Genomic DNA, 21,675 nt, shown 5'->3' with positions numbered 1-21,675 from the left:
TTTATTGGCGTTTAAGTTCGATAACACCGCTAATAGTATTCATTTCTACGCTAGCATCTGTGCCATTAGTATTAAACTTAATTCCACTTGCAGGGCCGTATTTGGCTTTTTGCACTTGATCGTCAGTTAACTGGTTGTCAATTTTACCGCCAGCGTGTGCTTCTACCTCAAATTGTGCTGATAAATCAGCAGGGAAATAAAACGCAGCGTTGCCACTAACAGATTCAAAGCTCACATCAGCATCACTCAGAAGACGGTTAATTCGCACCTTAACTTCGCCATTTACGGTGCTTATTTGTAATTCTTTTATGGCATCTAGATTAAAGTTGATATCACCATTTACGTTTTCTAAGCGAATATCGTTGGCCGTCGAGTTTGATGTAATATTACCATTAACTGCGCTAAAACGAACTTCACCGCTAGATTGCTGATCATCAATCGAACCATTAACGGTTTCAAATTGAACTTTACCATTAAGTGCTTTTGCCTTGATGTCACCATTTACACTGGTCAGCTTAATATCACCATTAAGATCATTTACAGTAATAGCCCCATTAACTACGTCAATTTCAGTGCCTTTTTGTAACTCTTTGGCCGTTACCGACGCATTAACACCAACAAATTCCAGCGCGCTACTTTTTGGCATAAAAATAGTGAGCGTTGAACCATTGTTATTGTTATCCCAATTAGAAAGTTCAGGCATTTTCACAATAAACTGAGTTTTATTGCCTTGTGTTTTAAGAGTATAACCTTGTGCCTTATCATCAAGTTCACCCGTTACTTTAAACTGGTTTTTATCCCAACCCGTTACTTTAATGTCACCGCGCTGGTTTTCAATGTGGATCACTCCAGCATTGGGTACCTCAATTTGCTGATCTATTTTTTCACCAGCAAATACGGCCATGGGTAATAAAGCGATCCCTAATATTATTGCTTTCATTTATTTCTCCTATATGTGTTGCCAACGAGGTGCATGCACCTTGTTAATTAAATCGAGTTGTTGTTGATAAACTTGCGCTAGCATAGACAGTAGCGCCTTGTTTTTCGGTTCATTTTCAAGTGTTTGTTTTATTGCTTGCTCTGCGTCTTCAAGTTCTTGTAACTGCACTTGCCAGTTATCGGTCAATGCTACTTGGCTTTGATATTGCACTAGTAAGCTTTGTTTTTGCTTAGTAAAAAACTCACTCATTGCCACTGCGGTATTTGTCTCTGGTGCTTTAAATAACACCACCGCACTCACTAAAGCCGCGGTAAAACATGCAGCAAGAGCGGTGAGTTTCGGCCAATATTTATTAGTATTTATAAAGGGCTGATTATTAGCTATTATTGCGCGCTCGATTCCATCCCACAGTTCTTTTTTTGGTGGGATACTTTTATCTAACTGGGTTAAAGACTCATTTAAATAGTCATCAAAATTTGTTTTACTCATTTTCGTACCACTGCTTTAATAATTGCCTTGCACGATGATATTGCGCCTTACTAGAGCCTACCGCCATGCCTAACAGGGTTGCAATTTCTTCATGCCTATAACCTTCTACTGCATACAGCACAAATACCATTCTTGCTCGCTCAGGCAGCCTAACAATTAATTTATCCAGTCCATTTAGTCCGTTACAGTCATTTGCAGTTTGTTCATCCATACCGCTTTGCTCAAAGCTAATTACTTTATTAAGCCAATGTTTTTGCCTACGCACATAACTAATAGCAATATTACTGGCGACACTATAAAGCCAAGTGGAAAATTGCGATCGCCCATCAAACTGCGTTATTTTTTTCCATACTTGTACAAACACTTCTTGGGTAGCATCTTGCGCATGCCCCTCATCGGCTATGAGCCTCAGGCATAAGCCATAAACTTTTGCTTTATGCATGTCATAGAGCGCTTTATAGGCTAACTGGTCGCCATTTTTAACTTGATCAATAAGCATTTGCTGCACTTGATCAGTTATTGGCTGATTAGCGTCCATTAACATCGCAAATTTTTCCTATTTATAATTATGTAATTGCAATTTAACTTATTAGACGCGCAGAAGAATAGAAAGGTTTAAATAAATAAAAAATAAAGGGACCTGAGCCCCTTTATATTATTAAGTTTAATGATAAAAAAAATGAGTTTTAAATAATCGGCTCATCCTCTGGTACTTTATAATACCAGCCTAAAAACACGATTTTAGGTTTCAAATTACCACCGGGGCTATTATTGGCATTTAATAACGCCGAATCAAAGTGAATACCACTCCCCCCATTTGCATTTACTGACGCTCCGCGCACCGTACCAAACAAGGCACCCGAGCCAGTTAATTTAACTGATGTAAGAGGTGCATAAATAGCGGCATATAATTGTGAGTCGCTCTGAATTAATATGCCATCGTTACCAACAAAAGAAGAAAACACCTGAAAAGCGGGATGCCCACTTGGCGCTAACCCCTGATCTTCAACAATCACTTTTGCAGATGCCCCAATGTTAAATTTACCAGTAGTAATAATTGTTAAGCTACTACCCGCTTTAACTGTTAGTTTAGAGTTGTTTTGCATATCAAACTGACCATCAACAACCCAAATAACATCGCCACCATCAATAGTCACGGCAGCATTACTAGAGAGCTTTACTCCTGTAAAACCAAAAATATACTCGCTCGGTGCCGCATCTGCTGGTATTTGTGGTAAACCACTAAAAATGAATACTTCATCTGTTGTTGCGGTTAAATCACTAAAGCTGCCACTAATTGATTGACCTTGCTTAGGTTCAAACGCATAAACTGCTCCGCCACCTAAAGCAAAGTTGGTATAACTGGTAGTATCATCAATTAAATTAATAACCCGTGCTGGAATATTAATTGGGTCACAGCTAGTGTCTGGGTTAGTAGGATCATACCCAGGAAGAGTAGGATCAGAGGTAGAGACAGCCTCAACTTCGGGGTTTACATTAAATTGCACTGCAGTGTAAGCACTTCCGCCTTGAGCATGGGCACTGTCGCCAAAACTTCCTGAACCGCCATATAATATATCCAGCCCTTCTGCATTTATGTTATCTATAAAAGTACCTTGCGCCATACTTACGTCGCCGTTTACACGAACATACCCTGTAATATGCCCACCACCACGTTGGTAAGAAAAATCGCCTTGAGTTCGAACATTCCCTTCAACGCGCAAAGTACTAGTATCTCTGCCGCCAGAAATTTCTACCCCACCATTTGAGTGTATATCACCTAAAATAATACCGTCGCTTTGTAAATAAACTATCCCGGTGGCTTTAATATCACCTCGGATGGAATCACCACCCACACTTACATCGGCGTCTTCATCAATAGTGGCAACATCCCCTTCACTGGTGTTTGTTTCATCATAAGTACCCAAATCAGAATCATAGCTGTCTATAACACCACTACCACGTAAATTTAAGCCAACACACCCCACCAATGCATTAGTAAATAGTGAGCCTGGTGATGCCGGCACAAACCCATAGCGTGCAACTAAATTACTTTGCGCGTCGTCGTCATAGCGGCTACCTTGGCTGGTGATTTCTATTTCACCCGCGGCATTAATCGCAACCGATGAGCTAAACTTTGAATCACTTACCTCACCAGTACCTGTTATAACCCCTGAATCAGCAACCATCTGAATCATATCTAAGCTGCTGTCATCGTTAAGCTTTTGCTGCATAGCTTGGGCTTGTTCAAAAACACCTTTTTCAGCCAACAAGCGACTATTAATTTTCTTTTGAAAATTACCACTTAATCGTTCTTGAACCACGTTTTCTCTTAATGAACTCAGCACAACAACACTTGAAATACCAAGTAAAATAAGGACTATAACCAGCGTAAAACCTTTATCTCTAATACGTTTCATGAGCCGAATACTCCTGATAAAATAACGCTAGATACAGCTATATTCATCTCCACTGCATTATTAAACTGCCCAGGTAATCCCTCCGGCTTAATATTTACTGTAACCACATTATTATTGATACTAAAACTTAATGTCTCTACGCCCGTTAACAACCTTTCGGGAGTGTCTGCATCTTTCGCACACATTAAGTTATTGTTCTGTAAGTAGTAACGTTCAACAACAGCAACACTAGACACATCACCATTGCACGTGATCACTCCAGCTGGCATGGTATAGGTAATAGTCATTCCGTCAGCCGATACCACTGGCAAATCAAATGATTGCTTAGTACTTCTTGTCAAAACCGTATTACTGTAACGCAATACCTCTTGTGCATTTTCAAGCTCTTTGCTTACTTGAATACCACTTTTTATTGCCGAGTACGACAAACTAACACCTGCTAGCAAAAAAGTGCCTGCAGCCATTGCAACCATTAACTCAACAAGGGTAAACCCTTTTGCAACTCGCCAGTTTTTCATGGGCATTCTCCACTAATGTCAGGATAAGTTGCATTTAAAGTAATTTGATTAATTACATTATCGGTTAGGCGCTCATCCTGCCATGAAATACTGACTTGCATTTCATTAGCGTAACTAGCCGGTAATGACAAACTATAATCGGCAATTTGTGGAGCTAATGACGCTTTAAAAGCAACATCATTAAAAAAGTCGGGGTTATCTTTTTGCAGGGTACATAAATGAGGCCATATTTGCTCTATGGTATTTTGAGCCTGAATTAACGATACCGTATAGTTAAAACTATTAGTAGCATACTGCAATGACTTCAGCTGAGCTGCCGCTAATCCCAACAATGCAATTCCTGCTACAACAACAGCTATCATCACTTCAAGTAACGTAAAGCCTTTTTGCAACTTCATCATGCGCACCCATTTAAAGACACATCAGCTAACCAACTCTGCCCACTTTTTAAAATGCACAGATAATAATCTTTTGTATCGCTAATGCCATCTTTAACCAATATAGTAGCAGCAGCAGATACTTCACCTGTTGCTTTTACTTCACGATCTTGTAGGTTAATTTCTATATTAGAGTAGTTAGAAACAAACTCACGCAACACTTCATCAGAGCCACTTTCAGAACTAACTACCTGCCACTTTGTACCTGCAGTAACTAGTTTAAGATTAACTTCTCGCTTGGCCGCTTCGCTTCGTGCATATTTATATACGCTAATTAATTGGTTAGCCGTTGTTACTATTCGGTCTTGTTGAATCTGCTTTATAAAGCTAGGCACAGCCACTGTCGCTAAAATACCAATGATACTCAGCACGACACTTAGCTCTATGAGTGTAAACCCTCGTGACTTTTGCATTTTATTTACTCCCAACAGTCAGTGCCTTGTGCCTCAACACTGCCATCATGCTTAATTATTAATGCCCCACATCTGTCCGCAGCTTGAGCAGATCCTGTTTTAGGTGTTGCCTTCAACGAGTAACCTCTGTTTTTAAAATCAGCCGTAGCGCCTGTTACTTTATTCGTGGGTGTATAACTAAACGTATAATATTCAGTGTTAGCAGCTGCATCAAACGCATTAGGGTACCCACCATTACGAGAGTAAACTCGTTCTAGCGTGGCACTGTATTGTAATATTTGCTGCTGCACATCTGCACGCCGACTTCGCTCTAAGTAACTTTGATACGAAGGCAACGCAACGCTGTAAAGAATACCTATAATCGCCACTACAATTAAAAGCTCGACTAAAGTAAACCCAGCACAAATAATTCTTTTGTTGTAATGTATTAACATTGATCAAACTTTTATAACCATAAAGCACTAATATAGCTCATACCATAGTTTTGTCAATATTGCAAAAAAGGAACAGAATGAATTAATATACTGAATTTATTAAAGTTAAAGCGGTTTAACTTTTTTAAGAACTTTTAAATGGGGTAGGTTGTTTGTATATATAAGAGAGTAATAAAAACCTGAGTTCTGAATAGTAAATTAATTAGTATCAATTCGCTTGATGAAGTGAGCTATTTTAAGGAAGGAAAATAGTGTCGATAACAAGGCAAAAATTTCGTTATTTAGTTGTTCTAAATGAGGCGCTTTTAATGCAGCTAGCATCTGATTTAGCCCCTCAAAATGATTAAGTATTATTGCGGATTGGTGTAACCAAGCTGCTTTTAGCAAGCTCAAAGCTATTGGGGAAAGTGCCTTTAATTTTGATCAAAAAAAACCGTGCCTAAGCACGGTTTTTTTAACTTAATTTTAAAAAATTAAGCTTCAGCAATAACGATTACTTTAATAGTAGCTGTTACGTCTGAGTGTACTGCGATTGCAACGTCAAATTCGCCAGTCTCACGGATAGTACCTAGAGGTAAACGAACTTCTGATTTAGCAACTTCAACACCAACAGCTGAGATAGCGTCAGCGATGTCACGAGTACCGATTGAACCGAATAATTTACCTTCGTCACCAGCTTTAGATACTAATGTAACTTCTGCTAATGCTTCAAGTTTGTCAGCGCGTGCTTGTGCTGCAGTTAACTGTTCAGCGATTTTTGCTTCTAGTTCTGCGCGACGTGCGTCAAACGTTTCAATGTTTGCTTTAGTTGCAGGAACTGCCTTACCTTGTGGGAAAAGGAAGTTACGTGCGAAGCCAGATTTAACTACAACCTGGTCACCTAGGCCACCTAGGTTAGCGATCTTATCTAGTAGAATAACTTGCATGTTTCTACACCTTTTAAAAACGTGTTAATCCGCTGCTTACTTATGTAAGTCAGTGTATGGAAGAAGGGCTAAGTAGCGAGCACGCTTAATAGCAGTTGCTAGCTGGCGCTGGTATTTAGCGCTAGTACCTGTGATACGGCTAGGTACGATTTTGCCACTTTCTGTAACATAGTTTCTAAGAGTAGCTAGATCTTTGTAATCGATTTGTTGTACGCCTTCCGCTTTAAAGCGGCAGAACTTACGACGTCTGAAATAACGTGCCATGAGATTAATTCCTCAAATAATTCTTTCTATATGCTGAGCATGCAAAACCAATTGGCTAAGGCCGTTACGACCTTCGTGGCGATTTAAAAAACCACTCACTTGCAATGCCTGCCCAACGTGCAAATGTTGAGTCTGTTGTTGCATTTGCTTACCACTGGCAACCACCTGAAGCCTAACATAACTATTACGGTTAAGATCTGCTTCAACTTGCATTGATTTATGTTCTACAACAAAAATACAATGCGGTATGCCCGCGGGGCTTTGGCTAAACTTGGGTGTTTTACAAACTACCCCCGATATAACCAGCTGATTCGTATATGGGCTAACCATTATAGTAACTGCTGACTACGTGCCATGCTAGGACTCAAAACAATTAAGCAGCTGGTGCTTCTTTCTTCTCTTCTCTTACAAGAGGAGACGCTTCAGTTACAGCGTTTTTAGTACGCATAACTAAGTTACGAAGCACTGCATCGTTGTAGCGGAAAGTAGTTTCTAGCTCGCTGATTACTTCAGTTGGTGCTTCAACGTTCATAAGAACATAATGAGCTTTATGAAGCTTGTTGATTGGGTAAGCCAGTTGACGACGGCCCCAGTCTTCAAGACGGTGGATAGTACCACCCGCTTCAGTGATAGAACCAGTATAACGTTCGATCATACCAGATACTTGCTCACTCTGATCAGGGTGAACCATGAATACGATTTCGTAATGACGCATGGATATTCCTTACGGTTAATAGAGCCTTCTACCGTTTCGGCCGGTCGGTTTAAGGCAAGGAATTAATAGTTTAAAAGCCGAAATGAGCGCGCATTTTACGCTTAGTAGGATAATTAAGCAAGCAGGTTTTTTAAGCTTTGATAGATAAGTGAATCGGGTTTCGGGTTTCGGGTTTCGGGTTTCGGGAAGACATTATTAGATGCTCCCCTGATATCAACAAATAAAATAAAGATTAGTGTTTAATATTTACGAGGTAGACGCCGAGCTTGAAAAGCATAGCTTTAAATTATTTAAGCTCTACATTTACTTCTAAAATATAAACATTTACTCAAACCTAAAGCCGTGCAATTATTGAGCAACACATTATTAAATAAGGATATTTATGAAGCTTTTATTATCGCTTGTATTAATACTTACTTTTAGTACCTCTTTTTTAAGCTATGCAAACACCGCTACAACCGACATAACCGTGGGTAAAAAAGTCATTCTTCAATCAAAAATACTTAATGAAGATAGGCCTGTCAGAATTTTCATACCTGAAACTGTAAAAGACGATCAGCCGCTTTACGTTATTTATTTACTTGATGGTGTTGAACACTTTCATACGGCGTCTGGCGTAATCAAATCCCTTGTTGATTACGATCAGATACCTAATGTTATGCTTGTTGCTATTGATACAACTAACCGTGTTCGTGATTACTTACCCAAAGTACAAGGGGAGCCTAAAACTGAGTTTCAAACCTTTGTTAAAAGTAAATGGCCTGACGCAGGGCAAACCGATAATTTTTTAAAGTTTGTGTCTGACGAACTCATGCCCTATATAAATAGCAACTACCCAACTAATGGTTACAACACCTTAATTGGTCATTCTAATGCTGGTACATTAGCGCTTTATACTTTAGTTAATCAGCCGGAATTATTTAACAACTATATAGCCATAAGCCCAAATAGTTGGTGGAGTGATGAAGAGTTAAAAAGTAATATCACTAAATACACTAAAAACCCTAAAGGCGCTCAAGCGTTATTTATTAGTGTAGCAAGTGAAGGCGCACGCTTTTATACAGGTGCATTAAATACTTTAGTAAATTTAGAGCAACAAATGCCCACGCAGCTAAAATGGGAATATAAGCATTACCCCTCTTTTACTCATATGGGCACCATACTTCCAGCACTTAGCGATAGCTTAATTCACTTATTTAGCGACCTAATATTTAAAGTGACTGACGAGCACGGAAAATTCGCTGATGTATCACTTATTACCGGTTACTACCAGGTACTGAGCGATAAGTACGGGTTTGAGCTTAAAATTCCACAAGATGTGTACGTAGAATTTGCCCACCGCCAGCAAAAGTTTGGCAACACTAAAAAAGCTATTTCCACACTTAAACGCTTTACTCGCGATTACCCAAATGCAGCTTACTCCCACATGCGATTATCGCAAGGCTACACGGCTGACAAACAGTTTAAAGAAGCCGTTACCAGCATGACACACGCACTAGAACTTGCTAAACAGAACTCGCGTGACCCGCTGTTAATCGATGCACTGCAAGATATGGTGAATGAAGCACAAGAAAATTTGTAGCTCATCAATTTAAAAGCATTACGAGCTTCGCTCGTCGCGTCAGCAAGCTGTACGCATACACTAAAGAAAGCATTAGCCTATAAAAAAACCGATGCTTAAACTAAACATCGGTTTTTATTTTACTGAAAGCTGACAGCTAGAAACTGACAGCTTGTCTTTATTACTTCCCTATCGCTTCTTTGGCGAATAAGTGTTTGATTGGGCCTAAGTTATCAACGAGTGAAAGCCCTACTCCACGAATCAGCTTTTTAATTGGGTTTGCGCCTTCAAATAACTCTTTTAGCCCTTGCATCATGGCGATGTGTTTTTGTGCGTCGAGCTTGCGGGTACGTTCGTAATCACGCAGTGTCCGTGTACTGGCAAATTCTTTGGCGTCTTGACTTAACAGCTCGATTAAATAAGCCGCATCTTTTAGGCCCAGGTTCATACCGAGCCCTGCTAATGGATGAATGGTATGCGCTGCATCGCCCATTAACACCACGTTGCCATTAACCCATTGTTGGGCGTAACGCATTTTAAGTGGGAATGCGACGCGCTTACTTTGCACTTCACATAAACCACATTGGCCATCTATGGCAGCCATAACTGCTTTATTAAAAGCGGTGTCGTCCATTGCTAGCAATTCATCGCAATGATTGGGGCTGGTAGACCACACAATAGAATGAGTATGCTCATCGCTTAGTGGTAAAAACGCTAGCGGCCCGGTTGGTAAAAACACTTGGCGTGCGGTATTTGCATGTGACTCTTTGGTTTTAACTGTCGCGACTAAGGCATGGTGATCGTAATCTTTAAAGCTCAGCGCCATATTAAACTGTTTACGAATCGCTGAATTTGCACCATCAGCCGCCACCAGCAACTTAGCAATAATAGGTTCGCCAGTTTTTAAATTAATAAATACGTCAGATTCACTTTGATGTATTTGCTGATACTCAGTATCAAACATCACTGTGGCATTACTTTGTTGCTCAAGCTCTTTTATTAGCGCAAAGCGAATAATATCGTTTTCAACAATGTGCCCTAAATGCTCAAGCTCAAGTTGCTCGTTATTAAAGGTTATTTTTCCAAAGCTGTCGGCATCGCGTACATCCATGTGCGTATAAGCACAAGCACGCTCAGCTATTATGTGTGGCCATACATTTAATTGCTCCAGTAAGGTCTGGCTGGCAATACTTAGTGCACTAACTCGTAAGCCATAATCATCGCTAGGTGAAGCTTGAGTTGGCGCAGCATCTAACACAGCCACGCTAATATTCGCTTTAGCAAGCCCGAGCGCCAGCGTTAACCCAACGCAGCCACCACCCACTATACAAACCTGTACTTGTTTCATAAACGTGTACCTTGTTTAACTTGACCCATTAATTGTTTTGCTAATGGGGCTTTTAATGCAGGGAATAAATCCATTGAAAATAGCCCAATACTTCGACCAAGCGCTAACACCCGTGATGAATTTGAAAAAAGTCGAACCAAGGCATCGGTCAATGTCATTACGGTTTTTATATCATCACTGCGCTTGATTGAATATTGACGAGTAAAAGCATAGCTACCTAAATCATGTTCACTGTTTGCAATTAAGTTACTCAGCACTTGTACATCTCGCAACCCTAAATTAAAGCCTTGTCCTGCAATAGGATGAATTGCGTGTGCCGCGTTGCCTATCACCACTGCCCGGTGCGTCGTTAACGATTCTATTTGCCCATAAACTAAAGGGTAACTAGCGCGCATACCGGCTTTTATAAACTGTCCTGCACGATAACCAAAGGCAGTTTGCAGCGCACTTATAAAGTCTGGTTCACTTAATGCCATATGCTGCTCAATATGTTCTTGGCGCATACACCATACTAACGAATAGCGGTTATTACTCATGGGTAATAAAGCCATTGGGCCATTTTGGGTAAACCGCTCAAACGCCTGATGATGGTGTCCACCAGCGACTTCTATATTGGCAATAATCGCACCTTGTTCATAAGGCTGGGTATTGAAGCCGAGCCCCAATAAATTACGAGTTGGCGACTGTGCACCGTCGGCAATCACCAACAGCTTAGCACTCAGTTTTTCGCTACTTTGTAATGTAAGTTCATTACTATCGGCGTTTTGTTTTATCGCTGTTACGCTATCTGGGCAAAAAAGCGATATGTTTGATTGCATTAAACGCTGATGCAGCGCTCTGCCAAATGGGTTTACCTCTACCACATAACCTAATGAGGGTTTTGCAAACTCATCACACTGTATATGGGTTTTACCAAAGTGCCCTTTGTCTGACACACTGACTTTTTTTATGGCCGCAGCATAGGGAGCGTTCATTTCAAATAAATTGAGGCTTTGTAAATACTCTACCGACTGCTGGGCAAGTGCGATGCTTCTGTCATCAAAGCTTGGATGATAATCAGTGGTTACTTGATTTGCTTCAATTACAGCAATATTTAAGCTGGGATTTTTTTTACTTATACTTAGAGCACAACTTGCGCCGACTAAACCACCACCAATTACTACAATATCAAACTGCTTAGCCACTTTTATCTCCAAGCTTATGCGTTTTTAGCGCTTTGCATTAACGCTTCTATTTCACTAATTGTTTTAGGCACGCTAATGGTTAAGTTGTCGTGACCTGAATCAGTTACTAATAAGTTATCTTCAATACGAATACCTATACCTTGGTATTTTTGAGGCGCATTTGAGTCTTTACTAATATACAGCCCAGGCTCAATGGTTAGCACCATACCCGGCTCTAAGACACGCTCTTGGTTATTAACCTTGTAATCGCCCACATCATGAACATCAAGTCCTAACCAGTGACCAAGGCCATGCATGTAGTATTCTTTACAGGCACCTTGTGCCATTAACTCATCAAAATCGCCGGTTAAAATACCTAAATCGAGTAACCCTTGGGTTAGTACTTGCATAGCGAGTTTATTTGCCTGAGATAAAAGGCCACCGGGTTTTATTTCGCTAAATGCGACTTCTTGCGCTTTAAGTACAATATTATAAAGCGCAGCTTGCTCAGTGCTAAATTTACCGTTAACGGGGAAAGTACGTGTTATATCGGCGGCGTAGCCTTGTAGCTCACAGCCTGAATCAATCAGTACTAAGTCGCCATTGTTTAATACGTCGCTATTTTGGGTGTAGTGCAAAATATTGGCGTTATCGCCACTGCCAACAATAGTGCCATAAGCAGGATGTGGCGCACCGTTCATTGCATAGTGATGATGAAGCTCTGCCTCTAATTGAAACTCGGTTGCGCCAACGTGGGAAAAACGCATGGCTCGCATATGTGCTCGAGCGCTTATTTCACAGCCTTCACGCATAATGTTAATTTCGCCTGGCGATTTAAATAAGCGCATTTCATGCAATAAAGGGCGAATATCTTTAATTGTACTCGGTGCGGTATCCCCTTTTTTAGGGGCACTGCGCAAAGTGTTAAGCATTGAAAATACTTTGCCATCAAAGGCAGGATACGTCCCTTGTGCATAAAATAAAATCTGTTGGCCGTTCACCAAATTCAATAATTGTTCATTTAGCTCACTAAGTGCATAAGTTTTGTCGAATAAGTATTCGCTTTGTGCTTTTTCAAAACCAATGCGCCTGCCGTGCCATACCTCTGCAAGTTTGTCTTTATCTAAGCAAAATAATAGTGAAGGCGTATCACTGTTCTTACAAAGCACCAACACGGCATCGGGTTCGTTAAAACCAGTTAAGTAAAAAAAGTCACTGTCTTGTCGAAACGGATAATGAGTATCACGGCTACGCGTGAGTTCTGTTGCTGCGGGAATTATAGCAATACTGTTATTATCCATTGCCGCCAATAAACGCTCGCGGCGCGCTTTAAACTCTGACTTTTGTATTTCAACCATTAATAACTAACCCATTACTTTTATTGTGTTGCTCAATTAATGCAGTGTTTTTTTGTTGCTTTGTGGATTTTGCTCTTTGCCTAGCTCAGCAAAACACAGAAGCGCCGATACGCGGACGTACTCAATCACTTCATGCAGTGCTTGGCTATCTTCTTCGGTTTCTTCAAAGGTTGTATCTAGGCGTGTAATTTCGCTAAAGTCACTGATCACTTCTTTTACATCTGCCGACAGCTTGCCATAGTCTTTTTGCTTTAAGCCAAAGCCCAACATAAACCCAGCTACCCATGATACGAGCCCGTTGGCCTGATCGATGAGTGTTTCGTCATCACTAGGTAAAAACAAGTCAAATTGAAACTCTTCGTTATTAAAACTTTCAACCACTTGTTGATAAATTTGGCCAAAAAACTGCTTTAAATCGTTGCTAAACGACTCGCCATCATTAAATACATCGCTCAATAAGCCTAAGTATTCTTTATCATCAATGCTTAACCCACAAGCAAGTAAACCGCTAATAACGCCATGCGCTTCTGCGGGTGATACAAATATTTCGTTTTTCTCTAAAAGAAGTTGGGCTTTTTCGTAATCTGGTAAGTTATTCATAATGACGTCTTCGCTTTGCTAATTAAAGCAATGCTACCACTCGATAAAAAGCAACTCCAATGAATTCTATGACTGAGGTCAAAAGCAAGCGATTGAAAAGCTGATTAAGTTCAAAAAGCAATCTTAAAAGTAAATACAAGATTAGGGTCTGTTGACCCTTCAAGGTTAAATTTGCAGCAGTCTGTTTGGTATTTAGGCAAGGCAGAGCCTATGTGGTGTGGTTATTCCCCATAAATAGGCGATAACGCAGCATCAATGCCAAACAGGCGCTGCCCGAAGGGTTCTGCCTAGGGGCGATTTACTCTTTGTTGCTCGGTTTTTACTTAGCCCACTAGGTTACAAACCTCGCGCCGCGATTAAACCGCCCCTAGTTTGAACAAATTTTAATCCGCAAAGGTCAACAGACCCTAAATTTGCAGGAAAACTGAGCGAACAGTTTAATTTTTTACGATTGGGGTTTAAGGATTGGAATATGTCTTATATACTGAATTTGTTCCCTGGGGTGCAGGAGCTTGGTTAAGTCCCTGAGCCGATAAATTTTATACCAGGATTTTTGTTCGTCTACTATTGTGCAAGCTCGGCATGTACCGAGAAGCCTACGGTAGACCGCAGATTTCCGCCCTGAAACCTCAAGGTTTCAGGACTGACACCGGGCACCGCATGCTCGGGGAACACCTTCCTTTATAGCTTAGGTTCTCAAGCATTTCTTTAGACTAAATATTCCCTATCTTTCGTCTTTAAATATATCGAACTGCGTCTCCACAGCCCGATATTTAATTTTATTTCTAACGCCTATCCCTTTGTCTTTCTAATGCCTAACACTACTTAAACCAACCTTGAAAGCGCTCCATAAGCATATAGTTAACTGGAACAAGTAATAAAGTTATAAAGGTCGCAAATATGATCCCGAACCCTAAGCTCACAGCCATAGGTATTAAAAACTGCGCTTGAGTCGCCTTTTCAAACAGCAATGGCATTAAGCCTATAAAAGTGGTTAAGCTGGTAAGCATAACCGGGCGAAAGCGCGATGCGCCAGCAGTTTTAACCGCTTCCATTAAATCGAGCCCTTCACTGCGCTTCTTATTAATAAAATCAACCAGTACTAACGAGTCATTCACAACCACACCAATTAACGCAAGCATGCCTAGTAAGCTCATTATGGTAAGCTCCATCCCCATTATCCAATGACCGATTACCGCGCCTATCATGCCAAAAGGAATAATACTCATCACCACCAGCGGTTGTAAGTATGATTTAAAGGGAATGGCGAGTAATCCATAAATGACAAAGAAGACAAAGATCATTCCCCACAGTAACGAACCAAACGATTCGCGCTGCTCTTTCGCTTCGCCTTCAAGGGAGTGGCTAACACCTGGGTACTGTTGAACTAACTCATCTAAATAAGCCTTTAAATCGGCTTGTAAAACGGTCATATTGGTATCGGTTTTTTCTACATCTGCCGATACATTAAGCGTACGGTAACGGTCGATACGGGTAATAGTTGATGGGCTTTGACCCGGTACTAAAGTGGCTACGTGCGATAACGGCACTCGCCCACCATTAGGCGTTTGTATTAATATATCTTTTAAATCAGCAACTGAGCGTCTTTCATCTATAGGTAAGCGCACCATAACGCGCACATCATCGCGCCCGCGTTGAATGCGTTGCACTTGTACACCAAAAAATGAGTTACGCACTTGCCTTGATACATCAACCCTATTTAGCCCAAGGGCTAATCCTTGCTCTGTTAACTCTATTTGCAGCTCTTCCTTACCGTCAGACATGCTATCGGCAATATCAAATACACTGGGGTACGTCGCTAAACGTTGTTTAATTTGCTCAGCAACAGTTTGCAGTGTGCTAATAGAATTACCCGATAATTGAACATCTATAGGGTTTGAGCTTCGGCCTATCTCAGCTCTGAATGTTAAGCTTTCAGCTCCTGGCACTATACCTATCAGTTGCCGCCACTCTTTTACCAATTCACGCGAGCCGATATCTGACTCTCGCTGTTCTGCTGGGGTGATTTCAAAGCGCACACTACCCGAGTTAGCAGCCCCTCCTCTTCCACCAGTGCTGGCTAAAATGTTAAGGATAATACTTTGTCCTGTTTCTTCATCTTGATACTTACGCTGAAGCTCTCTGGCTTTATCTGACATATCAATAATGTATTTATTGGTAACCTCAAACGGGGTGCCTGCAGGAAAAGTTAAATTAACGCGTACAGTTTCACTTGGGATCCGCGGGAAGAAAATAAACTTAGTCCAACCACTGGTGATCATAGTTAAAATAATTAAAAATACGCCCATAAATAAACTGACTGTAGCCAATTTATTACGTAGTGCTAACCCCAATACCGGTTGATAATATTTTAAAATGGCATGTTCAAAACCATCTGCAAAACGCTGTTGAAGTTGTTCCAATTTAGAGCCTTCGCCTTTTTGTTGACGCAGTTTGATATATTTTAAATGCGCAGGTAAGACAAATTTAGACTCTATAAGAGAGAATAATAAAACAGGAATAACCACCACCGGAATTTGCGCAAAAATAGCGCCGCGAGCGCCTTCTATAAAACCTAAGGGTAAAAAAGCAGCTACGGTTGTAAGTACCCCAAAAGTAACGGGCGTAGCAACTTCTTGAGTCCCTTTTATGGCAGCCTCTTCACCGGATTTAGCAGTTTTTAAGTGGGTATACACGTTTTCCCCAGTGACAATGGCATCGTCCACCACAATCCCCAGCACGAGTATAAAACCGAATAAGCTAATAACATTAATGGTGACTCCAAATGCCGCCATTGCCATAAATGCACCCATAAACGAAACCGGGATACCAATAAACACCCAAAACGCAATGGCTGGTCTTAAAAATAAAGTCAGTAATCCCAGTACTAAAATACCACCTTGTAAGGCATTACTAGTCAGTGTTGCAATACGACTTTTTACTACCTCAGAGTCATCATCCCAATAGCTCAGGTAAAATCCTTGCGGTAAATTAGCTTGCTCACTGGTAATATAATTTTTAACTGCATCAGCCACTTCTATCGCACTTTGCGGACCAATACGATACACATCTATAAAAGCCGCTTGCTTACCATTAAAGCGGGTGCGCACGGGGGTTTCTTCAAAGTCATCGTTAATGGTTGCGATATCACTTAAACGAATAATGGTGCCATCAGCCTGGTTTTTTATCACTATGTTGGCAAATTCATCTTTTCGATAGGCTTGCCCTTTTGAGCGAATAAGTACATCACCGCCCTCTGTTTTAAGATTACCGGCAGAAATGTCTGAGCTTGAATTAGCAATAGCGCTAGATACTTGTGCCAGGGTTAAATCGTATTGGCGCAGCGTATCTTGGCTTACTTCAATTGCCAGCTCGTAGTTGCGTACGCCGCTTAGTTCAACTTGGGTAATAGCCGGAATTCGCAGTAATTGATCACGTACTTGCTCTGCGTATTCTAAGGTTTCTTTTTCGTTGTAGTCGCTTGAAACTGTAACTGCAATTACTTCACGCTTACGCTGGATTAACCCTATTACTGGTTTTTCTGCATCGGCTGGAAAGGTATTAATGGCATCAACACGGCTTTTTATATCCGCTAACAGTTCACGCTCATCGTAGCCGGTATCAACTTCGACACTGACTTGTGATGATCCCTCAGAAGAGCGACTTGATATTTGTTTAATACCTTCGAGATCTTGTAATGCTTCTTCTATACGTATGGTGACCCCTTTTTCAGCATCTTCAGGGGTTGAACCACGTAAGCTCACGCTAATATTAATCCGATCAGAAACAAACGAAGGAAATACTTCTAAAGGCAATTTAGAAGAAAGGCTGAATAATCCACCCAACACAATACTAATGAGCAGTAAATTGGCAGCCACATGGTTACGAGTAAACCAAGCGATCATGGCTGCTCTCCTCGTTTTTGTGCCTTAGGAGTAGCACCCATTACCTGTACAGGTGTACCTGAACTTACCTGCCCAAGCGGTGTTAACACTAACTGGCTACCAGCTTCTAAACCTTTTTTTACAATGCCTTGCTGTGCATTTTGCCACGCTAATGTGATATTTCTGCGCTGTAATACGTCATTTTCTACTACATAAACATAACTTCCTTGGTATATAGCGCTATTAGGAATAACGAGTACCTGAGAGGCGACTTTGCCATTAATTTTAGCTTTAACATATTGGCCTATTTTTACTGGATATTGATTATCACTAGTTGATTTATAGGGGTCGTTAATTTTAGCCACTACATATAATTGCTGGGCGCTTTCATCTATTGCGCCCTCAGTACGAATAAGTTGGCCTTGCCATTGTTGCTCGCCAATTAAATCAGAAGTGAAGTTAACCGCTGAGCCACGCTGATTTTTAGCACCATCTCGATATTGCTCTGGTAAATTAATAAAAGGCAGATCTTTATTTTTGATTGGTAAGCGTATTTCAACACTGTCAGTGGCATAAATAGTCGCTAACTGCATGTTATTAGACACCACCTGACCTAGGTCGACACTGCGGTTTAATACTCGTCCAGCATAGGGCGCTTTAATTTTAGTGCGCTCAAGATTGAGTTGTGCTTTTTCTAGCTGTGCTTGAGCTGATAAAACCTGTGCTTGGGCTGCTGCTAGCTGCGGCTTTCTAAGTACTAAAATACTCGGTTCAGACTCATTCCCTAAGCGCTGCCAGTCGGTCAATGCTTGGCGACCACGAGCTTGCTCTTCTAACAAACTTTGCTCTGCATTTAATAAGTTAGCTTGTGCAGATTTAACTTCCGCTTTTAAATCGCGATCATCTAGTTGCAATAGCACATCATCTTTGGCAAAAAAGCCACCTTCGCGAAACTGCTCATTTATATCGATAATTTGACCAGAAACTTGAGCCACTAACATACTCTGAGTCCGCGGTTTAACCGTACCAAAACTATCAATTTCAACTGAGTAGTCAATTAACTGTAATGGCTTTACTGCAACATTAATTTTTGCTTTCGGTGGCGCTGAAAAACGTGATGCGGTTGGTGGATTGCCTTTAATAAACATCACTAAAAAAAGTGTAGCTATGATGATAGCGGCAGGAACAATTATTTTTTGTTTATTGAGTTTCATATTGCTTGTTCATCCTGTACGGATATTGATTTTACAAAATCGCCACCAAGGGCAACATGTAAATTAATTCGGTTAGTTAGTAGTTGATTTTTAATTTCAATCAGTGAGCTTTGCGCATCAAATGAACGGGCTTGCGCATCAAGTACTGTGGTGTAGCTAACTAAGCCACTTTGATATTGTTCAAACGATAGTTGTTCGGCGGCTAACGCATTCTCTTGTGCTTGTAATGTACTTTGGTAGCGCGCTTTGAGTGACTGCTGTTGCGAAATAGCATTTTCAACATCGCTAAATGCATCATACAAAGACTGCAGATAAGCTTGCTCTTGCTTTTGCGTTTGTAAACTGGCTATTTCTTCGTTGGCAGCAAGTCGCCCACCATTAAAAATAGGAGCTGAAATACTACCTATCAGAGACCATGCTAGGCTTGATGGAGAAAATAAGTCGCTTACCCTGCTAGTACTATCACTTAAGCCTGCACTTAAGTTTAAACTTGGGAAACGCTGTTTATGAGCATAAGCCAGTGAAGCATCTGTGGCTAACAATTGATACCAACTAGCACGTAATGTGGGTTTACGAGTAATAAGCTCTGAGGGGAGACCTAGAGGAATATCGTCATTAATAACGGGTAAGTCGTGATTAGCCGCCAGTAATCCTTTTGGATACTCGCCCAACAAGCGCTCAAGACGACGAGCAGATTGACTTAAATTTGCTTGCTGAGTGGCTATACGTGAGCGTTCATTATTTAATTCGTTACGCGCCAAATAAACATCTAACGCTTCATTTAAACCTTGGCGATAACCCGACTCAATAATCTCGAGGTTTTGTTTAGCATTAGCTTCTCTGCGCTTAAATAAATCAAGTAATTGCTCTGCACTGATTAGGTTAAACCAATTAGTTACAACATCTGCAATAAGCTGTTGTTTAGCCTGCTCATAACGAGCTTGCTGAGCAAGGTAGTTAAGATTGTCCCTGCGTTTTGCGTTTGAAAGCTTACCCCATAAATCAATTTCATAACCTAACTCTAACAATACAGAGCTCGAATTATTATAACTAACAGGGCGATTGTTTTTACTGCGCCCCACCCGTGATGAAATATCTAAGCTAGGCCACAATGCAGCACCAGTAATAATTAATTGTTGTTTTTGTATTTCTACATCGAAACGCTCTTGTCGTAGTTGTTGATTATTTTTAAGCGCTTGCGTAACTAGCTGCTTTACTGTTGGTGAAGCTAGCTTATTGAACCAAGTATCGTTTACGGCTATTACCGATTTAGCGGCAGCTTGCTGCCATTGGGTAGGTAGTGCACTCGGCGCTCGCTCACGTTGTTGCGGGTTTAAATTACTCGCACAACCGCTTAGCATTATAATGCTTATTGCTAATAAAGATGGCTTACATTGCCACATCATATTTAAACCTGATTAGTGCTATTTATGAATGTTATTCAATCACTTTAGCAAACTTTGCTCAATTGACTTTACATAACATTACATAGCTTGCGATGAAATTATAAGTTCACTCAATACGCCAAGTGTTAACACAATGATCACAAAAAAATCAGCAAGCCAACTTTTAATCAAAAAGTTAATTTAAACTCTTAAAAAGTGAATATAGAAAAGACGGCAGGATTTACTGTTGGCATTACACCAGCTAAAGCGGAATAAAATTATAAATATATTTTGAGATGGAAGGTAGTTTGATGCTGAGCCAAATTTAGAATAGAAACAAAAAAGCCCCGCATATGCGAGGCTTTGTATAAATGGTGCCTCGACCCGGCAAAAAATTGTCAAGAACAATTTTTAACATCTAAAAGATGGCCCGAAGGGGAAAATACAAGGATGTATTTTATAATCGAACGTAGTTCGATGCCGAACAATAGCTCAGCTAAATTCAGAAACAAAAAAACCCCGCATGTGCGAGGCTTTGTATAAATGGTGCCTCGACCCGGCAAAAAATTGTCAGGAACAATTTTTAACATCTAAAAGATGGCCCGAAGGGGAAAATACAAGGATGTATTTTATAATCGAACGTAGTTCGATGCCGAACAATAGCTCAGCTAAATTCAGAAACAAAAAAGCCCCGCATGTGCGAGGCTTTGTATAAATGGTGCCTCGACCCGGAATCGAACCAGGGACACGAGGATTTTCAATCCTCTGCTCTACCAACTGAGCTATCGAGGCACTTAAACAGTGCAAATAGTTAAACTAACTATTTAAATAAATGGTGCCGACTAACCGAGTCGAACGTATAACTTAGATGAGTTACTGATTACAAGTCAGTTGCTCTTTTAAATTATCTAAAATAAATGGTGCCGACTAACCGAGTCGAACGGTTGACCTACTGATTACAAGTCAGTTGCTCTACCAGCTGAGCTAAGTCGGCACACTAAACTGTGTGCTAAGGCACTTCATCAATTTTAAAGATTGATAACTTCTTTGTAAATGGTGCCTCGACCCGGAATCGAACCAGGGACACGAGGATTTTCAATCCTCTGCTCTACCAACTGAGCTATCGAGGCACTTAAACAGTGCTAGTTTAACGTTATTGTAAACATTCAACTAAAATAAAATGGTGCCGACTAACCGAGTCGAACGGTTGACCTACTGATTACAAGTCAGTTGCTCTACCAGCTGAGCTAAGTCGGCACACTAAACTGTGTGCTAAGGCACTTTATCAATTTTAAAGATTGATAACTTCTTTGTAAATGGTGCCTCGACCCGGAATCGAACCAGGGACACGAGGATTTTCAATCCTCTGCTCTACCAACTGAGCTATCGAGGCACTTATACAGTGCTGATTAAAAATCTAAACAGATTTTTAATGCAATTCCCACCAAACTCTACTGACTTGGCTATCTGGGCGTGCGGCGTATTAAACGAGTTTTGCCCTTACAAGTCAACTTTTTTTTTATTCTTTATAACCGTTTGAACGGTTTTCAAACAACTAACCAGCATTTTCGTTAACACCGTGCATTTATTCAACAAAAGAGTTTAA

At 40.7% G+C, this 21,675-nt stretch carries 20 protein-coding genes, 5 tRNA genes and 1 other RNA gene; 2 read left to right on the top strand and 24 right to left on the bottom strand.

Annotated elements, in window-relative coordinates; translation table 11 throughout:
• Window position 1: 1 nt before the first annotated feature.
• The 12 genes from BW139_RS08025 to rpsF all read right to left on the bottom strand — a co-directional run bounded on the left by BW139_RS08025 (window position 2) and on the right by rpsF (window position 7,556).
• Entirely contained in the window at window positions 2–940 is a 939-nt protein-coding gene (locus BW139_RS08025; RefSeq protein ID WP_008110389.1) for a DUF4097 family beta strand repeat-containing protein, read from the bottom strand.
• A gap of 9 nt (window positions 941–949) precedes the next feature.
• The gene (locus BW139_RS08020) at window positions 950–1,429 is read right to left on the bottom strand and encodes a hypothetical protein (protein WP_008110391.1); all 480 of its coding nucleotides are present in this window, start codon (window positions 1,427–1,429) and stop codon (window positions 950–952) included.
• On the bottom strand, window positions 1,422–1,973 hold the full coding sequence (locus tag BW139_RS08015; RefSeq protein WP_008110393.1) for an RNA polymerase sigma factor: 552 nt from the start codon (window positions 1,971–1,973) through the stop codon (window positions 1,422–1,424). The genes BW139_RS08020 and BW139_RS08015 overlap by 8 nt, the downstream gene beginning before the upstream one ends.
• A 142-nt stretch (window positions 1,974–2,115) precedes the next feature.
• A complete protein-coding gene (locus tag BW139_RS08010) occupies window positions 2,116–3,849 on the bottom strand; it encodes a PilX N-terminal domain-containing pilus assembly protein (protein WP_008466125.1) in 1,734 nt (577 codons plus the stop codon).
• Window positions 3,846–4,367 (bottom strand): PilW family protein, encoded by a 522-nt coding sequence (locus tag BW139_RS08005; protein WP_008466124.1) that lies wholly within the window; start codon window positions 4,365–4,367, stop codon window positions 3,846–3,848. The genes BW139_RS08010 and BW139_RS08005 overlap by 4 nt, the downstream gene beginning before the upstream one ends.
• Window positions 4,364–4,768 (bottom strand): prepilin-type N-terminal cleavage/methylation domain-containing protein, encoded by a 405-nt coding sequence (locus BW139_RS08000; RefSeq protein WP_370587301.1) that lies wholly within the window; start codon window positions 4,766–4,768, stop codon window positions 4,364–4,366. Before BW139_RS08000 ends, BW139_RS08005 begins: the two co-directional genes overlap by 4 nt.
• Complete coding sequence (locus BW139_RS07995) at window positions 4,765–5,217, bottom strand: GspH/FimT family pseudopilin (protein WP_008466123.1); 453 nt, start codon at window positions 5,215–5,217, stop codon at window positions 4,765–4,767. The genes BW139_RS08000 and BW139_RS07995 overlap by 4 nt, the downstream gene beginning before the upstream one ends.
• A gap of 5 nt (window positions 5,218–5,222) precedes the next feature.
• On the bottom strand, window positions 5,223–5,651 hold the full coding sequence (locus tag BW139_RS07990; protein ID WP_076919311.1) for a type IV pilin protein: 429 nt from the start codon (window positions 5,649–5,651) through the stop codon (window positions 5,223–5,225).
• A 473-nt stretch (window positions 5,652–6,124) separates the two neighbouring features.
• A complete protein-coding gene (rplI, locus tag BW139_RS07980; protein ID WP_008110407.1) occupies window positions 6,125–6,577 on the bottom strand; it encodes a 50S ribosomal protein L9 in 453 nt (150 codons plus the stop codon).
• Between the two features lie 36 nt (window positions 6,578–6,613).
• Window positions 6,614–6,841 (bottom strand): 30S ribosomal protein S18, encoded by a 228-nt coding sequence (gene rpsR, locus BW139_RS07975; protein ID WP_002962753.1) that lies wholly within the window; start codon window positions 6,839–6,841, stop codon window positions 6,614–6,616.
• A gap of 12 nt (window positions 6,842–6,853) precedes the next feature.
• On the bottom strand, window positions 6,854–7,171 hold the full coding sequence (priB, locus tag BW139_RS07970; RefSeq protein WP_008466122.1) for a primosomal replication protein N: 318 nt from the start codon (window positions 7,169–7,171) through the stop codon (window positions 6,854–6,856).
• Window positions 7,172–7,214: 43 nt separating this feature from the next.
• Window positions 7,215–7,556, bottom strand: coding sequence for a 30S ribosomal protein S6 (gene rpsF / locus BW139_RS07965; protein ID WP_008110420.1), 342 nt, complete (start codon window positions 7,554–7,556; stop codon window positions 7,215–7,217).
• Between the two features lie 382 nt (window positions 7,557–7,938).
• Here rpsF and BW139_RS07960 point away from each other — a divergent pair, with 382 nt between their 5' ends.
• Window positions 7,939–9,138 (top strand): alpha/beta hydrolase-fold protein, encoded by a 1,200-nt coding sequence (locus BW139_RS07960; protein ID WP_076919309.1) that lies wholly within the window; start codon window positions 7,939–7,941, stop codon window positions 9,136–9,138.
• Window positions 9,139–9,298: 160 nt separating this feature from the next.
• On the opposite strand, the gene BW139_RS07955 is transcribed toward BW139_RS07960, so the two are convergent.
• Genes BW139_RS07955 through BW139_RS07940 form a run of 4 tightly spaced genes read right to left on the bottom strand, consistent with a single transcriptional unit; the run spans window position 9,299 to window position 13,586 of the window.
• Window positions 9,299–10,465 (bottom strand): FAD-dependent oxidoreductase, encoded by a 1,167-nt coding sequence (locus BW139_RS07955; protein WP_076919308.1) that lies wholly within the window; start codon window positions 10,463–10,465, stop codon window positions 9,299–9,301.
• A complete protein-coding gene (ubiH, locus tag BW139_RS07950) occupies window positions 10,462–11,649 on the bottom strand; it encodes a 2-octaprenyl-6-methoxyphenyl hydroxylase (RefSeq protein WP_076919307.1) in 1,188 nt (395 codons plus the stop codon). The genes BW139_RS07955 and ubiH overlap by 4 nt, the downstream gene beginning before the upstream one ends.
• A 14-nt stretch (window positions 11,650–11,663) precedes the next feature.
• The gene (gene pepP, locus BW139_RS07945; RefSeq protein ID WP_076919306.1) at window positions 11,664–12,986 is read right to left on the bottom strand and encodes a Xaa-Pro aminopeptidase; all 1,323 of its coding nucleotides are present in this window, start codon (window positions 12,984–12,986) and stop codon (window positions 11,664–11,666) included.
• A gap of 36 nt (window positions 12,987–13,022) precedes the next feature.
• Window positions 13,023–13,586, bottom strand: coding sequence for a UPF0149 family protein (locus BW139_RS07940; protein WP_008110427.1), 564 nt, complete (start codon window positions 13,584–13,586; stop codon window positions 13,023–13,025).
• Between the two features lie 491 nt (window positions 13,587–14,077).
• Between BW139_RS07940 and ssrS the strand changes: the two genes are divergently transcribed.
• A non-coding RNA gene (gene ssrS, locus BW139_RS07935) (6S RNA) lies at window positions 14,078–14,261 on the top strand.
• Between the two features lie 146 nt (window positions 14,262–14,407).
• Here the strand turns inward: ssrS and BW139_RS07930 are convergent.
• The 8 genes from BW139_RS07930 to BW139_RS07895 form a co-directional block, all read right to left on the bottom strand.
• On the bottom strand, window positions 14,408–17,491 hold the full coding sequence (locus tag BW139_RS07930) for an efflux RND transporter permease subunit (RefSeq protein ID WP_076919305.1): 3,084 nt from the start codon (window positions 17,489–17,491) through the stop codon (window positions 14,408–14,410).
• A complete protein-coding gene (locus tag BW139_RS07925; RefSeq protein WP_076919304.1) occupies window positions 17,488–18,684 on the bottom strand; it encodes an efflux RND transporter periplasmic adaptor subunit in 1,197 nt (398 codons plus the stop codon). Before BW139_RS07925 ends, BW139_RS07930 begins: the two co-directional genes overlap by 4 nt.
• Entirely contained in the window at window positions 18,681–20,090 is a 1,410-nt protein-coding gene (locus BW139_RS07920) for an efflux transporter outer membrane subunit (protein ID WP_076919303.1), read from the bottom strand. The genes BW139_RS07925 and BW139_RS07920 overlap by 4 nt, the downstream gene beginning before the upstream one ends.
• 695 nt (window positions 20,091–20,785) lie before the next feature.
• A tRNA-Phe gene (locus BW139_RS07915) sits at window positions 20,786–20,861 on the bottom strand.
• A 126-nt stretch (window positions 20,862–20,987) separates the two neighbouring features.
• Window positions 20,988–21,063 (bottom strand) — tRNA-Thr (locus BW139_RS07910).
• Between the two features lie 60 nt (window positions 21,064–21,123).
• Window positions 21,124–21,199 (bottom strand) — tRNA-Phe (locus BW139_RS07905).
• Window positions 21,200–21,250: 51 nt separating this feature from the next.
• Window positions 21,251–21,326, bottom strand: a tRNA-Thr gene (locus tag BW139_RS07900).
• A gap of 60 nt (window positions 21,327–21,386) precedes the next feature.
• A tRNA-Phe gene (locus tag BW139_RS07895) sits at window positions 21,387–21,462 on the bottom strand.
• Window positions 21,463–21,675: the final 213 nt, after the last annotated feature.

Origin of the sequence: Pseudoalteromonas sp. SK18 (genome assembly GCF_001974855.1) — a bacterium.
In the GTDB taxonomy this organism is placed as follows: Bacteria; Pseudomonadota; Gammaproteobacteria; order Enterobacterales; family Alteromonadaceae; genus Pseudoalteromonas.
The sequence above is the reverse complement of the archived record's forward strand: the minus strand, read 5'-3'. Positions and strand labels throughout refer to the sequence as shown.

Excerpts from the sequence above, each read along its gene's own strand:
- priB (WP_008466122.1), bottom strand. The coding sequence starts at position 7,171 with ATGGTTAGCCCATATACGAATCAGCTGGTTATATCGGGGGTAGTTTGT.
- rplI (WP_008110407.1), bottom strand. The coding sequence starts at position 6,577 with ATGCAAGTTATTCTACTAGATAAGATCGCTAACCTAGGTGGCCTAGGT.
- BW139_RS07920 (WP_076919303.1), bottom strand. The coding sequence starts at position 20,090 with ATGATGTGGCAATGTAAGCCATCTTTATTAGCAATAAGCATTATAATG.
- BW139_RS08005 (WP_008466124.1), bottom strand. The coding sequence starts at position 4,367 with ATGAAAAACTGGCGAGTTGCAAAAGGGTTTACCCTTGTTGAGTTAATG.
- BW139_RS07925 (WP_076919304.1), bottom strand. The coding sequence starts at position 18,684 with ATGAAACTCAATAAACAAAAAATAATTGTTCCTGCCGCTATCATCATA.
- BW139_RS07990 (WP_076919311.1), bottom strand. The coding sequence starts at position 5,651 with ATGTTAATACATTACAACAAAAGAATTATTTGTGCTGGGTTTACTTTA.
- BW139_RS07995 (WP_008466123.1), bottom strand. The coding sequence starts at position 5,217 with ATGCAAAAGTCACGAGGGTTTACACTCATAGAGCTAAGTGTCGTGCTG.
- rpsF (WP_008110420.1), bottom strand. The coding sequence starts at position 7,556 with ATGCGTCATTACGAAATCGTATTCATGGTTCACCCTGATCAGAGTGAG.
- BW139_RS08025 (WP_008110389.1), bottom strand. The coding sequence starts at position 940 with ATGAAAGCAATAATATTAGGGATCGCTTTATTACCCATGGCCGTATTT.
- BW139_RS08015 (WP_008110393.1), bottom strand. The coding sequence starts at position 1,973 with ATGTTAATGGACGCTAATCAGCCAATAACTGATCAAGTGCAGCAAATG.
- pepP (WP_076919306.1), bottom strand. The coding sequence starts at position 12,986 with ATGGTTGAAATACAAAAGTCAGAGTTTAAAGCGCGCCGCGAGCGTTTA.
- BW139_RS07960 (WP_076919309.1), top strand. The coding sequence starts at position 7,939 with ATGAAGCTTTTATTATCGCTTGTATTAATACTTACTTTTAGTACCTCT.
- BW139_RS08020 (WP_008110391.1), bottom strand. The coding sequence starts at position 1,429 with ATGAGTAAAACAAATTTTGATGACTATTTAAATGAGTCTTTAACCCAG.
- rpsR (WP_002962753.1), bottom strand. The coding sequence starts at position 6,841 with ATGGCACGTTATTTCAGACGTCGTAAGTTCTGCCGCTTTAAAGCGGAA.
- BW139_RS08000 (WP_370587301.1), bottom strand. The coding sequence starts at position 4,768 with ATGATGAAGTTGCAAAAAGGCTTTACGTTACTTGAAGTGATGATAGCT.
- BW139_RS07930 (WP_076919305.1), bottom strand. The coding sequence starts at position 17,491 with ATGATCGCTTGGTTTACTCGTAACCATGTGGCTGCCAATTTACTGCTC.
- BW139_RS08010 (WP_008466125.1), bottom strand. The coding sequence starts at position 3,849 with ATGAAACGTATTAGAGATAAAGGTTTTACGCTGGTTATAGTCCTTATT.
- BW139_RS07940 (WP_008110427.1), bottom strand. The coding sequence starts at position 13,586 with ATGAATAACTTACCAGATTACGAAAAAGCCCAACTTCTTTTAGAGAAA.
- BW139_RS07955 (WP_076919308.1), bottom strand. The coding sequence starts at position 10,465 with ATGAAACAAGTACAGGTTTGTATAGTGGGTGGTGGCTGCGTTGGGTTA.